The following is a 12,705-nucleotide window of genomic DNA, read 5'->3' on the forward strand; positions in this document are numbered from 1 at the left end:
CGACACCCCCTCTTCCTTCACCGCACGCCCTCTTGTGCCCGCCCCGGCTTTACGCTTTCTTGATCCGCATGGCTGACACCACGGACAACACAGCTACCGGGGAAGTGACTTCGGCCCCGCGCAAGTCCAGTTGGAAGTACATCGGCCCCGGCATCGTCGTCGCCGCGACCGGTGTCGGCGCCGGCGACCTGGTGGCGACCCTGATCGCCGGCAGCAACTTCGGCTACACGCTGCTGTGGGCGGCCGTCATCGGCTGCCTCGTCAAGATCTCCCTCGCCGAGGCCGCAGGCCGCTGGCACCTGGCCACCGGCCGCACCCTCTTCGACGGCTGGGCGAGCCTCGGCCGCTGGACGACCTGGTTCTTCGTCGTCTACGTGGTGATCTGGGGCTTCGCGTACGGCGCGGCCGCCATGTCGTCCAGCGCGCTGCCCCTGCAGGCGCTGTTCCCGGACGTCATGGACCTCGAATGGTGGGCCATCCTCTGTGGACTGTCCGGTCTGGTCTTCGTCTGGTTCAACAAGTACGCCGTCTTCGAGAAGGTCATGACCGTCCTCGTCGGCGTGATGTTCCTGGTCACCGTCTACCTGGCGATCCGGGTCACCCCCAACCTCCCCGAGGCGTTCGCGGGCCTCCTGCCCGTCCTGCCCGAGGAGAAGGACTCCATCCTCAACACCCTCGGCCTCATCGGCGGCGTCGGCGGCACCATCACGCTGGCCGCGTACGGCTACTGGGTCAACGCCAAGGGATGGACCGACGCCGGCTGGATGAAGATCATGCGCCTCGACAACCGGGTCGCGTACGCCACGACCGGCGTCTTCGTCATCGCGATGCTCTTCGTCGGCGCGGAACTGCTGCACTCCGCGAACATCGCCATCGCGAGCGGCGACAAGGGCCTCATCCAGCTCGGCGACATCCTGGAGGACGAGTACGGCCCGGCCACCGCCAGATTCTTCCTGATCGGCTTCTTCGCCACCTCGTACACCTCCCTCATCGGTGTCTGGCACGGCGTGAGCCTGATGTTCGCCGACTTCGTGGCCCGCTACCGGAAGAAGGGCGGGGTGAAGGGCGAGGAGGTCGCCTCCGGCGAGCGCGAACGGTCGTGGCCGTTCCGCGCGTATTTGCTCTGGCTGACCTTCCCGCCCATCGTCCTGCTCTTCCAGGGCCAGCCGTTCCGCCTGATCATCCTCTACGGCGTCCTCGGCGCGGCCTTCCTGCCCTTCCTCGCCGCCACACTCGTCTGGCTCCTCAACTCCTCCCGCACACCGAGGGAATGGCGCAACGGGATGCTCAGCAACGCGATGCTGGTGATCGCGGGCCTGCTGTTCCTGGTGCTGTGTGTGAAGCAGATCTGGGACCAGAACTGGGCGGACTTCTTCTGACGGCGGCGGGTCGGCGCCGGGCGGGCGGGGGCGGGGCGAGACCGGGTCCCGGCCGCAGTCAGCCGATCGCGGCCCACTCGTCGCTGGTGGCGCTGTCCTTCAGCTGGGCCATGGTGAGATCGGGGATGCCGCGGGTCGCGGCGGTGTGCTGGGCGCCCGAGTTGAAGGCGCTGACCGCGACCCGGATGCCGTCGGGCCGCAGCACCCCCACGGTCCACATCACGACCCCCTCGCCGCCCTTCTCTCCGGGCCCCTGCGGTACAGATGCCCCGCGCGCCGCCGCGAACTCCTGGTACTCGTCCGCGCGGACTGATCTCATCTCTGGCGTCCCCCTGCCGGGCTCGTCGGCCTGTCACTCCTTTGATGCGGCGTCCCCCGGGGAATGTTTCACCGGGGGCAGAGGGATACGGTGCGGTACGAGTCACACCGACGGGGCAGAAGGACAAACACCCATGGACCAGCCGGAACAGGGCCACGAGCCGACTCCGAGCCCGCAACCGCAGCCGACTCCGAGCCCGCAGCCGGAGCCGGAGCCGAGTCCGGAGCCGCAGACGGAGCCGCGGCGGGAGGCCGAGCAGCAGGCGCAGCCATGGGCACCGCCGGGAAGCGAGCCGGGGGAGAAGCCGGAAGTGACGGGGAAGGGGACCGCAACTCCCACGGCCGCACCGACCCCGGACGCCGACCCGCGGCCTCCGGCAGGCCAACAGCCGCCCCCGGCCACGACCCGGGCGCCCGCACCGGCGACGGCCCCGGCTCCGGGATTCGGCCCGCCGCCCCCACCGCCGACCGCCCCGCCGGGCCAGCCCCCGCAGCCGTACGGAACACCTGCCCCGGCACCGGGCGCGCCCCCGCAGCCGTACGCACCCCCACCGCAGCCGTACGCACCCCCACCGCAGCCGTACGCGGCGCCGCCTCAGCAGCAGCCGTACGGCCAACCGCACCAACCGTACGGCCAACCGCAGCAGCAGTACGGACAGCCGCCGCAGCCCCAGCCTTACGCGCCCCAGCCGCAGCCGTACGGGCCGCAGCCGCATGCGCCGCAGGCACACCCCTACGCCCAGCAGCCGCAGGCCTATGCCCAGCCGCCGAACCCGTACGCCCAGCCTCCGCAGCCGTACGCCCAGCCGCCCTACGCGTACGCGCCCTCTGCCGCGGGGGCGGCACCGGCGGCGGTGGCCCCTGACGGCGCGGGCCCGGAGTTCCTGGCGGTCGACCGCCACAACTCCATCGTCATCGACGTGTCGGGCGTGGCCTTCGAGGACCACGGAGTCTCCGTCGACTTCCCCTGGCCGGAGATCCGCAGCGTCCACTACAGGGCGAGCCCCAACGGCAAGGCCCTCATGGTCGCGGTGGTTCACCTGGACGGCGGCTTCTTCGAGTGCACGGTCGAGGCGAAGCCCCGGACCCGCCTCCAGGAGTGGTTCCCCCAGCTGGCCCACGTACTTGGGTACTACCGGCCGATGGGGTAGTGCTCGGGTGAACCTTCGGGGACCCCGTCGGCCTCCGGCGGCGGCCCCGGACGTCACCGGGGGCCGCCGCCGCGGGCGCCCTACGGCAGCCCGTGCACGTGCGGTCCCACCGCGTCGGACCACGCGTTGCCCGCCGTCGCGTCCCAGTTCGTCGACCAGGTCATCGCGCCGCGCAGGTCGGGGTAGGTCCGCGGCGGCTTGAAGGAGCCGCAGTTCGTGCCCCGGGCGAGGCAGTCGAGCGCGTTGTTGACGACGCTCGGCGCGACGTACCCGCTGCCCGCGCCCCGCGTCGAGGCGGGCAGACCGAGCCCCACCTGGGACGGGGCGAGGCCGCCCTCCAACTGGATGCAGGCGAGCGCGGTCAGGAAGTCCACCGAGCCCTGGCTGTAGACCTTGCCGTCGCAGCCCAGCATCGAACCGCTGTTGTAGTACTGCATGTTGACGACGGTCAGGATGTCCTTCACGTTCAGCGCCGTGCGGAAGTACGCGTTGGACGTCGACTGCATGTCGATGGTCTGCGGGGCCATGGTGAGGACCATCGATGGGCCCGCCTTGGCCGACAGGGCCCGCAGGGCCTGCGTCATGTACGTCGCGTCGAGACCGTTCTCCAGGTCGATGTCGACGCCGTCGAAGCCGTACGTCCGCATCAGGGAGTACACGGATTCCGCGAAGTTCGTCGCGGACGCCGCGTCGTTCACGGCCACCGTGCCGCGTTCGCCGCCGACCGAGACGATCACCTTCTTGCCCGCCGCCTGCTTGGCTCGGATGTCGGCCTTGAACTGGTCGACGGTGTACCCGCCGAGGCCCGCCGAGTCGAGGGTGAACGTCACCGCGCCCGGGGTCGGGGTGGCGTCGGCGAAGGCGACCGCGATGATGTCGTACTGCGACGGGACGTCGGACAGCTTCTGCACCGTCGCCCCGTTGTCGAAGTTCTGCCAGTAACCGGTCACCACGTGCCGGGGCAGCCCCGTGCCGGGACCGCCCGGCGTCGCCGTCGTCGTCCCGGTCACCGTCGCCGACCTGGCCGACTCGCCCGCCGCGTTCACCGCCGTGACCTGGAAGGTGTACGACGTGGCGGCGGCCAGTCCGGTCACCGTCGCGGACGTGCCGCTGACGGCCTGGACCTTCGTGCCGCCGCGGTAGACGGTGTAGCCGGTCGCGCCCGGCACCGCGTCCCACGCCAGCGACACGGACGACGACGTCGTGCCCGAGACGGTGAGGCCCGTCGGGGCGGACGGGACCGTGGGCGGCTGGTCGCCGCCACCGCCGCCGTCGGGCCCGAACACGGAGACGTCGTCCGCGACGTACGCCGCCTGCCCGTACCAGCCGTGCGTGTACACCGTCACCGACGTCGTCGAGGCGCCCGTCGTGAAGGTGGTCCTCAGCTGCTTCCAGTCCGGCGAGTCCGGGGTCCACGTCGAGACGTCGGTCGTCCCGGTGCCGCTCGCGCCCAGATACGTGTACCCGCCCCGCACCCAGGCGCTGAGTGTGTACGTCGCCCCGGGCTTCACGGCCACGGTCTGGACACAGCGCGCGTTGTCCTGCCCGGCCGGGGTGGCCTTCAACGCGGCCGCGCCGCCGTGCACGGGGGAGGAGACGGTGGTGCCGCTGCCCGCCGAGCAGGTCCAGTGTGCGAGGCCCGACTCGAAGCCGGCGTTCCTGGCGTTGTTGATGTCGGCCGCGGACGCCGGGGCCGCCCCGGCGAGGGTGAGGCCGGCGGCGGCCAGCACGGCGGCGACGGCTCCCGCCGCCCATCTGCGTATGCGTGGGGATATGCCTGGGACGCGGTCCACGGGGTGCCTCCGAGGGGGAGTGGGATGAGGACGGTGGCCACCGCTGGACGTACAAGTTGGTCCAGACCAATCGTGTTGTCAATACTCCGTTCCGCGACCCGTTCACCCGTAAGGGCGTCCCAACCTTCCCCTTCACCGGTTGAGTTGGGGCATATGCGTCTCACTCTGTGTGGATACGGACCGTACCTTCGGTGAGTTGATCAAGGAGATTCAGTGTTGATCGGGCCATGCCGTGGATATGGTGCTGATGCAAGACGATGCAGGAGGGACGGCGAGTCGTGTGCCGGCCCTCTCAGGGGCCGACTGAGGCGGTGGTGCGACCACCCCGCCGCAGTGAACGGGGTGGTGTGCAGCGTGCCGACCGCGATAGCCGTCACCAGTTCCGATCTGGTGCTCCCACCGCACGACCGGCAGACACCGCCCGCGGCCGTACAGCCCGAGGAGACCCTGGAGAGCTCGCTGCTCGGCATGCACGCGCTCATCGAGCAGCACGGCTATGTCATCGCCCTCCACCAGGCGTCCGGCGCGACCCCGGAGGAACTCGCCGTCACCCGGCGCCTCCAGACCGTCCGCTCCGTCCTGGAGAGCGACCGCATCGCCCTGCTCGGCGTGGACCTGCCGCCCCTCGGACTCGCTCTGCTGGCACAGCAGTTGCGCCAGCTGTCCGCGTGCGACTTCAGCCCGGGCGTGCTCGCCTCCTCCGTACGCCTCCTCGCGCACTACATCTACGCCGGCGCCGTCCTCGGCACCGTCGCCAAACTCGACCGGATCCCGGTCACCCTCAAGGCGCACGCCAAGTCCTGGGTGCCGGGCGCCCAGTTCGCCGTACTGGCGACACCGCGCCCCCAGCTGGTCCGACTGAACGTGGCCGGCCAGGAACCGCTGTCCGGACCCGAGTTCGGCACCCGGCTGCTGGTCGCGCAGGGACCGCAGCCCCCGTCCGACTGGGTCACCGCGACCCTCGCGCCCGCCTGGAAGGTGCAGGGGGCCGCCACCGTGCCGCTGCCCGCGGGATCCGTGCGCTGGTGGGGGACCGGCAAGCTCGTCGAGTTCGCCGCCGGGCTCTGCGACGTCTCCGTGCTCTACCAGCTCGTGTCCTCCGTACGCCGGGAGACCTGCCACTGGTGCGGCCTGGAACTCATCGGCGACCGCTGCGGATTCTGCGCCGCCCCGCTGCGCGAACCCGAGGCCGACCCGGCCCGCGCCCTTCCGCGGGGCGCCCCATGACGGACGCGCGCCCCCGCACGCAGGTCCGCTCCACTGCCCGGCACGTCCCCACGAGGTGAGATTCAGTGAACTCGCGCCAGCGCCGCGGCGTCGTCCTGCTGGTCCTGTCGGCCCTGTGCGCCCTGGCCGCCTTCGCCGGGGTGCTCTCGGTGATCCGCGATGTGAACTCCAAGGTCGGGCCAGAGGTGACGGCGTACCGGCTGAAGGGTGACATCGCGCCCTACAAGGAGCTGTCCGCGGGCCAGTTCGAGAAGATCTCGATGCCGGAGCGATGGCTGTCGGACACCGCGATAACCGACCTCGCCGACATCCGCGGCAAGATCGCCGTCACCCGGCTGGAGAAGGGCTCCCTCCTCCAGTCCGACATGATCGTCGACCGCCCCGAACTCAAGCCGGGCCAGCAGGAGATCGCGATCATGATCGACGCGTCGACCGGCGTGGCCGGGAAGATCAACCCCGGTTCGCTGGTCAACATCTACGCCACGTTCGAGGAGAAGGACAGCGACTCCGGCAAGGACACATCCAAGCTGATGGTCTCCGACGCCCGCGTCATCGACGTCGGCAGGCTCACCCCCCTCGAACCGGGCCAGTCCAGCAGCGAACGCCGCCGCACGGTCACCGAGGCCGTCCCGATCACCTTCGCGCTCGACACCGCCGACGCCCAGCGCGTCGCGTTCGCCGAGTCCTTCGCCGAGCACGTCCGTCTCGCCCTGGTCGGGGGCGGCGACGCCACGGTCGTCGTACCGGACGACCGCTCGTACACCCTCGACGAGGACAAGGAGAAGGCCGCGCGATGAGGTCGGTCCGGAACGTCCCCACGAGGACACCCCGAACGGATGTGCGTCGCATGCCCCTGCGCATGGGCATGCTGATGAAGGAACAAGAGCAAGAACAGGCACGAGCACGGGCACAGGTACAGGTACAGGCGTCACCGGGGGAGGCCACCGCGTCCCCCGGGTCCGGCACGCGAACGGGGAACCGCCGATGACCATCCGCATCCTCCCCGCAGTCGGGGACATCGACTCGGCCCGCGCCCTGACCACCCTGCTCAGCCAGCTCGCCGACGCCGAACCCGCACCACCGGTGCCCGACTCCACCGCCCTCCTCGACACCCTGGCGCGCCTCGCGGCCGACTCCCTCGACGAACTGCCCGAGGTCGTCCTGGTCCACGAACGCATCGGCCCGGTGCCCGCCCTGGACCTGGTCCGCGACCTCGTGCTGCGTTTCCCGGCGGTCGGCGTCGTCCTCGTCACCTCCGACACCAGCACCGGGGTCCTCACCGCCGCCATGGACTCCGGCGCCCGCGGCATCGTCAACCTCCCCCTCTCCTACGACGCCCTCGCCGAACGCGTCCAGGCCGCCGCGGCCTGGTCGACGGGCATGCGCCGCCACCTCGGCAGCGGCACGCCCGAGCTGTACGCGGGCCCCGGCGGCACCGTCGTCACCGTCAGCGGGGCCAAGGGCGGTGTGGGCGCCACCGTCGCCGCCGTCCAACTCGCCCTCGCGGCCTGCGCGTCGGGCCGTACGGTCGCCCTCCTCGACCTGGACCTCCAGTCCGGGGACGTCGCCTCGTACCTCGACGTGCAGTTCCGCCGCTCCGTCGCCGACCTCGCCGCGATCACCGACATCAACCCGCGGGTCCTCCAGGAGGCGGTCTACGCGCACGACACCGGCCTCTCCCTGCTCCTCGCGCCCGCCGAGGGGGAACGCGGCGAGGAGGTGACGGACCGCGTCGCCCGCCACGTCCTCGCGACCCTGCGCTCCCGTCACGACGTGGTGATCGTCGACTGCGGCTCGCAGATGACCGCGGCGACCGCCGCGGCCGTCGAGATGGCCGACCAGGCACTCCTCCTCGTCACCCCGGACGTCGTCGCCGTCCGCGCCGCCAAACGCATGGTCCGCCTGTGGGACCGCCTCCAGATCCGCAAGGCGGAGGAGACCCTCACGGTGGTCAACCGCCACTCGCGCGGTACGGAGATCCAGCCGTCCCTCATCGAGAAGGTCACCGGCACGAAGGTGGCCCGCAACGCGGTCCCCGCCGCCTTCAAGGACCTCCAGTCCGTCGTCGACGCGGGCCGCCTCCAGGACCTGGACGCCCGTTCCTCCGTCAAGCAGGCCCTGTGGTCCCTGGCCGGTGAACTCGAACTGGTCACCGCGCAGGAGACCGGTGGCGGCCGCCGCCGCAAGCCGTCCGCCGACCGGGGCGCCCTCGTCCTGCGCCGCAGGGGCGACCGGGGCTCGGCCACCGTCGAGTTCGCCGGCATGTTCCCGCTCCTGCTGATCGTCATGACGATCCTCTGGCAGGCCGCCCTCTACGGCTACACCTACTCCCTCGCGGGCAACGCCGCCGACGAGGCCGCCCGCGCGGCCACGGCCGCCCGCGCGATCGACGGCGACGTCCCCGGCGCCTGCCAGGCCGCCGGCACCCAGCACCTGCCCGCCGCCTGGAGCGACACGTCCATCGACTGCGCCGCCGACGGCACGGTCATGAGGGCCGAGGTCGAGGCCCCCGTCCCCCTCTTCTTCCCCGGCTTCGACGCGGGCTGGACCGTCACAGGCGAGGCGGGCGCGGCACTGGAGGAGTCCCCATGACCCCCACCGCGCCCCACCCCCACCCGACGCAACCACCCACCACCCAACACCCACGCACGGCCGAGCCGGCGTACGTGGGGGAGGCGGCGTACGCCACTGACGGCGACGCGCGAGCCACGACGACGGGTGGGCCGCCGTACACGGTCGAGCAGCCTCACGCCCATGACGGCGGGCCGGAAGCCGCGACGGCGTACGCCACCCACCGCGGGGCGCGAGCCCTCGCGGCGGGGTGGCCGCGTACGGACGTGAGGGGGTGTGTCGGGGGGTGTCCGCCCGCAGTGGTTGGCGCGTCAACTCGTCCCGCTTCTCGGGAGACTGATTCCGCGCCGTTCCGAGGACCGACACCCCCCGGCGCGCCCCCGACCCACCCCGCGCCCGAAGGTGCCGTACTCGCGCCCGAAGGCGGCGCACCCGCACACCCAAGGCCCCGGCCCCGCCCCCGTCCCTGCCACCGCAGTGACCGAGGCGCGGCCATCCTGGAGTTCGCCGGCTTCCTCCCCATCCTCCTCCTGGTGGCCATGGCAGCGATCCAACTCGGCCTCATCGGCTACGGCATCAGCCAGGCCGGCTCGGCGGCGCGGGCCGCGGCCCGCGCCGAGTCCCTCGGCAACGACGGCGTCGCGGCGGGCCAGGCCGCGGCCAGCAGTTGGCTCGACCCGGAGGTGAGCCCGGACCAGGGCACCGACACCACCACCGCCACCGTCGTCGTCACGGTCCCCTCCGTGATCCCCCTCTTCGAGCCGGTCACCCTCGAACGCACGGCGACGATGCCGAACGACGAGGACCAGGACTGACACGAGAGCCCCCGGACCAAGCAGAACACCCCCGCCCCGAGAGGAGTTGACGAAGAGATGAGCCTGCGATCCCGTATCGCCGCCCCCGACGAGGGGGGAACCGGACGCGAGGACGGACACCTCGTGGCCGTCTACCGCGCCAAGCTCCTCGAAGAGATCGACCTCGCCGAGATGTCGGCCCTGACGGCGGCCGACCGCCGAGCCCGCCTGGAACGCGTCCTCGGCCACATCATCAGCAGGGAAGGCCCGGTCCTCTCCTCCGCGGAACGCTCCCAGCTGATCCGCAGAGTCGTCGACGAGGCTCTCGGCCTGGGCGTCCTGGAACCGCTCCTCGCCGACGCCTCCGTCACCGAGATCATGGTCAACGGCCCCGACGCGATCTTCGTGGAGCGAGCCGGCCGCGTGGAACAGCTTCCGCTCCGCTTCGCCTCCACGGACCAGCTGATGCAGACGATCGAACGCATCGTCTCCACGGTCAACCGCCGCGTCGACGAGTCGAACCCCATGGTCGACGCCCGCCTCCCCACCGGGGAACGCGTCAACGTCATCATCCCCCCGCTCGCGCTGACCGGCCCGACCCTCACGATCCGCCGCTTCCCGAGGGCGTACACGCTCCCGGAGCTGATCGGTCTCGGCTCCCTCGACGAGCAGATGCTGATGCTGCTGGCCGCGTTCGTCCGCGCCCGCTTCAACGTGATCGTCAGCGGCGGTACCGGCACCGGCAAGACGACGCTCCTCAACGCGCTCTCCGGCCTGATCCCGCCCCGCGAGCGCATCATCACGATCGAGGACTCGGCCGAACTCCAGCTCCAGCAGGAGCATGTCATCCGCCTGGAGTCGAGGCCGCCCAACATCGAGGGCAAGGGGCAGATCACCATCCGCGACCTGGTCCGCAACTCCCTGCGCATGCGCCCGGACCGCATCATCGTGGGTGAGGTCCGCGGCGGCGAGACCCTGGACATGCTCCAGGCGATGTCGACGGGCCACGACGGCTCGCTCGCCACGGTCCACGCGAACTCCGCGGAGGACGCGCTGATGCGCCTGCAGACCCTCGGTTCGATGTCCGAGGTCCTCATCCCCTTCGAGGCGCTCAAGGACCAGATCAACTCGGCGGTGGACGTAGTCGTCCAGCTGACCCGTTTCGCCGACGGCTCCCGAAAGATCACCGAGATCGCGCTCCTCGTCTCGCACGGCCGCGAGCAGTTCCGCATCGCCACGGTCTCGCGCTTCGCCCCGGACCCCCTCGGCGCCGACCGAGTCGTCCACGGCCGCTTCGAGCACCTGCCGATCCCGCGTTCCGTCGCTGAGAAGCTCTACGTGGCGAACGAGCCCCTGCCACCCGCGTACGGCGTGGCGGAGGCCATCGACGTACTCCACACGAGGCAGGCCATCGGATGACCCGGAGGAAAGCCACCCACCCCGCACCTCCCCGGGCACCCCACCCCGCACCCCGCACCCGCCCGACGCCCCAGCTCCGCCCAACGCTCCGTACCCGTACCCGTACCCACACCCACGCCCGCACCGGTACCGGCACCCGCACCCGCCCCGCGACCACAGACAGGAGCGCCCGGTGAACAACACCACCCTGCTGGCCCTCGGCGCCACCGTCCTGTGCGGCACCCTCGCCGTCGCGGGCGCGCACTCCTACGCCTCCGGCCGCGCGCAGCGCCAGGCCCTCGTCGACCGTCTCGCCGCCGGCGGGGGCGGCCCGCAGCGCACGGCGAGCGGCCGCGTACGGCGGTTCACGGCCGTCGACCGCCGTCTGCGCCGCACCCGGCTCGGGCGCGCGATCCACCTCCGCCTCACCTCGACGGGACTGGACCTGACGGCGGGCGAGTTCGCCACCTACGTGGCGATGGTGGTGGCGGCCCTGTGGCTGATCGCCGCCGCGACGCTCGCCCCGTTCTTCGGTCCGATCGCCGGCGCCGTCGGGATCTGGGCCGCCGCGATCTTCCTCAACTGGCAGCGCCAGAAGCGTATCGAGGCGTTCATCAACCAGCTCCCCGACGTGGCCCGCCTGCTGGCCAACGCCACGGCTGCCGGCCTCGCCCTGCGCACGGCGCTGGCGATGGCGGCGGAGGAGCTGGAGGCCCCGGCGGGGGAGGAACTGGCGCGGGTCGCGGACCAGCTGGCCCTCGGCCGTTCCGTGGACGACGCGCTCGGCGAGCTCGCCGAACGCCTCCCCTCCCGCGAACTGGTCGTCCTCGTCACCACTCTCGTCCTGTCGAACAAGGCGGGCGGCACGGTCGTCAGTTCGCTCCGCAACCTCACCCAGACCCTGGAGGACCGCAAGGAGACCCGTCGTGAGGTCCGGACGATGCTCTCCGAGGTCAACGCGACGGCGTTCACGGTGCCGTTCCTGGGCCTGGGCTCCCTCCTCCTGATCAACTCCTCGAACGAGGGCGCGCTGGCCCGGGTGACCGGCTCGCCCCTCGGGCAGGTCCTGGTCCTGGTCTCGATCGGCCTCTACACCGTCGGCTTCTTCGTCATCCGCCGCCTCGGCAAGATCGAAGTCTGAGAAGGGAGCAGCGACCGACATGACCACATCGATGCTCCCCCTCCTCCTGGCCCTGCTGATGGCCGTCGCCGTGGCCGGTGTCCTCCTCGGCATCCGGATGATCCGCGCCGACGCGAAACTCCCGAGCGACCTGGCCCTCGCCCTGGAGGTGGGCGCGACCCGTGTCTCCAGGACGGGTTCGGCGGTCGACCGGCTCGGCATGCGTTTCGCGCCGCTCGTCCTGCGCCTCATGGGCCCTCGCCGGGTCGAGACGAAGCGCCGCCGCATCGACATGGCGGGCAACCCCGGCGGCCTCACCCTCAACCGGTACGCCGCCCGCCGGGCCGTGTACGGCTTCTTCGGCGCCTTCATGGGCCTGGTCTTCCTGACCAGCGACCGCCCTCTCTTCGCCGCCGGCACCTTCGCGTTCGGGTTCTTCGCCGCGGACGCCGCGATCTGGCAGGCGGTCCGGGAACGCAAGGACGTCATCGACCGCACGCTCCCGGACTTCCTGGACGTGCTCGCCGTGGTCGTCTCGGCGGGTCTCGGCTTCCGCCAGGCCCTGGACCGGGTGGCGGAGAAGTACGAGGGCCCGTGGGCCGACGAACTCCGCATCACCCTCCGCCAGATGGACATGGGTGTCAGCCGCCGCCAGGCGTTCGACGAACTCCGCAAGAGGAACTCCTCCGAACAGGTCGCGCAGTTCGTCTCGGCGTTGCAGCAGGGCGAGGAACTGGGCAGCCCCATCGCGGAGACGCTGATCCAGCTGGCCGCCGACATGCGCCGCACGGACGCCCAGAACGCGCGGCGCAGGGCCGCGAGGACGATCCCCAAGGCCACACTGGTGACCCTCGTCTTCATGCTCCCGGCGACGATGATCCTCATCGCGACGGGCATGTTCCTCGGCTCGGGCACGAACTTCGGCGAGATCCTGGGCCGCTGATGAGAGCCCAC

11 protein-coding genes are annotated in these 12,705 nt (G+C 71.5%); 9 read left to right on the forward strand and 2 right to left on the reverse strand.

Going from position 1 to position 12,705, the window contains the following annotated elements; all coding sequences use genetic code 11:
• Positions 1-68 precede the first annotated feature (68 nt).
• Positions 69-1,379 (forward strand): Nramp family divalent metal transporter, encoded by a 1,311-nt coding sequence (locus GSY65_RS23975; RefSeq protein ID WP_159772330.1) that lies wholly within the window; start codon positions 69-71, stop codon positions 1,377-1,379.
• A 58-nt stretch (positions 1,380-1,437) separates the two neighbouring features.
• Here GSY65_RS23975 and GSY65_RS23980 read toward each other — a convergent pair whose 3' ends face one another.
• Entirely contained in the window at positions 1,438-1,698 is a 261-nt protein-coding gene (locus GSY65_RS23980) for a hypothetical protein (RefSeq protein ID WP_443043247.1), read from the reverse strand.
• A gap of 310 nt (positions 1,699-2,008) precedes the next feature.
• Between GSY65_RS23980 and GSY65_RS34355 the strand changes: the two genes are divergently transcribed.
• Positions 2,009-2,848, forward strand: a complete 840-nt coding sequence (locus GSY65_RS34355) for a hypothetical protein (protein WP_268978224.1) — start codon at positions 2,009-2,011, stop codon at positions 2,846-2,848.
• Between the two features lie 80 nt (positions 2,849-2,928).
• On the opposite strand, the gene GSY65_RS23990 is transcribed toward GSY65_RS34355, so the two are convergent.
• Positions 2,929-4,641 carry a chitinase gene (locus GSY65_RS23990; RefSeq protein ID WP_159772333.1) on the reverse strand — a complete coding sequence of 571 codons (1,713 nt, stop codon included), beginning with the start codon at positions 4,639-4,641 and terminating at the stop codon, positions 2,929-2,931.
• A 354-nt stretch (positions 4,642-4,995) separates the two neighbouring features.
• Between GSY65_RS23990 and GSY65_RS23995 the strand changes: the two genes are divergently transcribed.
• The 7 genes from GSY65_RS23995 (at position 4,996) to GSY65_RS24025 (ending at position 12,694) form a co-directional block, all read left to right on the forward strand.
• Positions 4,996-5,868: a hypothetical protein gene (locus GSY65_RS23995; protein WP_236580015.1), complete on the forward strand. Its 873-nt coding sequence runs from the start codon at positions 4,996-4,998 to the stop codon at positions 5,866-5,868.
• A gap of 65 nt (positions 5,869-5,933) precedes the next feature.
• Positions 5,934-6,665 (forward strand): Flp pilus assembly protein CpaB, encoded by a 732-nt coding sequence (cpaB, locus tag GSY65_RS24000; protein WP_159772336.1) that lies wholly within the window; start codon positions 5,934-5,936, stop codon positions 6,663-6,665.
• Positions 6,666-6,852: 187 nt separating this feature from the next.
• On the forward strand, positions 6,853-8,460 hold the full coding sequence (locus GSY65_RS24005; RefSeq protein WP_159772339.1) for an AAA family ATPase: 1,608 nt from the start codon (positions 6,853-6,855) through the stop codon (positions 8,458-8,460).
• 518 nt (positions 8,461-8,978) lie between these two features.
• Positions 8,979-9,254, forward strand: coding sequence for a hypothetical protein (locus tag GSY65_RS34010; protein ID WP_236580016.1), 276 nt, complete (start codon positions 8,979-8,981; stop codon positions 9,252-9,254).
• Positions 9,255-9,311: 57 nt separating this feature from the next.
• Positions 9,312-10,652: a CpaF family protein gene (locus GSY65_RS24015; RefSeq protein WP_159772342.1), complete on the forward strand. Its 1,341-nt coding sequence runs from the start codon at positions 9,312-9,314 to the stop codon at positions 10,650-10,652.
• A gap of 172 nt (positions 10,653-10,824) precedes the next feature.
• Complete coding sequence (locus GSY65_RS24020; protein WP_159772345.1) at positions 10,825-11,772, forward strand: type II secretion system F family protein; 948 nt, start codon at positions 10,825-10,827, stop codon at positions 11,770-11,772.
• 19 nt (positions 11,773-11,791) lie between these two features.
• Complete coding sequence (locus GSY65_RS24025) at positions 11,792-12,694, forward strand: DUF5936 domain-containing protein (protein WP_159772347.1); 903 nt, start codon at positions 11,792-11,794, stop codon at positions 12,692-12,694.
• The last annotated feature ends 11 nt before the right edge of the window (positions 12,695-12,705 follow it).

Origin of the sequence: Streptomyces sp. HM190 (assembly GCF_009857135.1) — a bacterium.
Lineage (GTDB): Bacteria > Actinomycetota > Actinomycetes > Streptomycetales > Streptomycetaceae > Streptomyces > Streptomyces heilongjiangensis.

Bases quoted from the DNA above. Each gene is read 5' to 3' on its own strand.
- GSY65_RS23975 (WP_159772330.1), top strand. From the start codon at position 69: ATGGCTGACACCACGGACAACACAGCTACCGGGGAAGTGACTTCGGCC.
- GSY65_RS24005 (WP_159772339.1), top strand. From the start codon at position 6,853: ATGACCATCCGCATCCTCCCCGCAGTCGGGGACATCGACTCGGCCCGC.
- GSY65_RS23980 (WP_443043247.1), bottom strand. From the start codon at position 1,698: ATGAGATCAGTCCGCGCGGACGAGTACCAGGAGTTCGCGGCGGCGCGC.
- GSY65_RS24015 (WP_159772342.1), top strand. From the start codon at position 9,312: ATGAGCCTGCGATCCCGTATCGCCGCCCCCGACGAGGGGGGAACCGGA.
- GSY65_RS34010 (WP_236580016.1), top strand. From the start codon at position 8,979: ATGGCAGCGATCCAACTCGGCCTCATCGGCTACGGCATCAGCCAGGCC.
- GSY65_RS24025 (WP_159772347.1), top strand. From the start codon at position 11,792: ATGACCACATCGATGCTCCCCCTCCTCCTGGCCCTGCTGATGGCCGTC.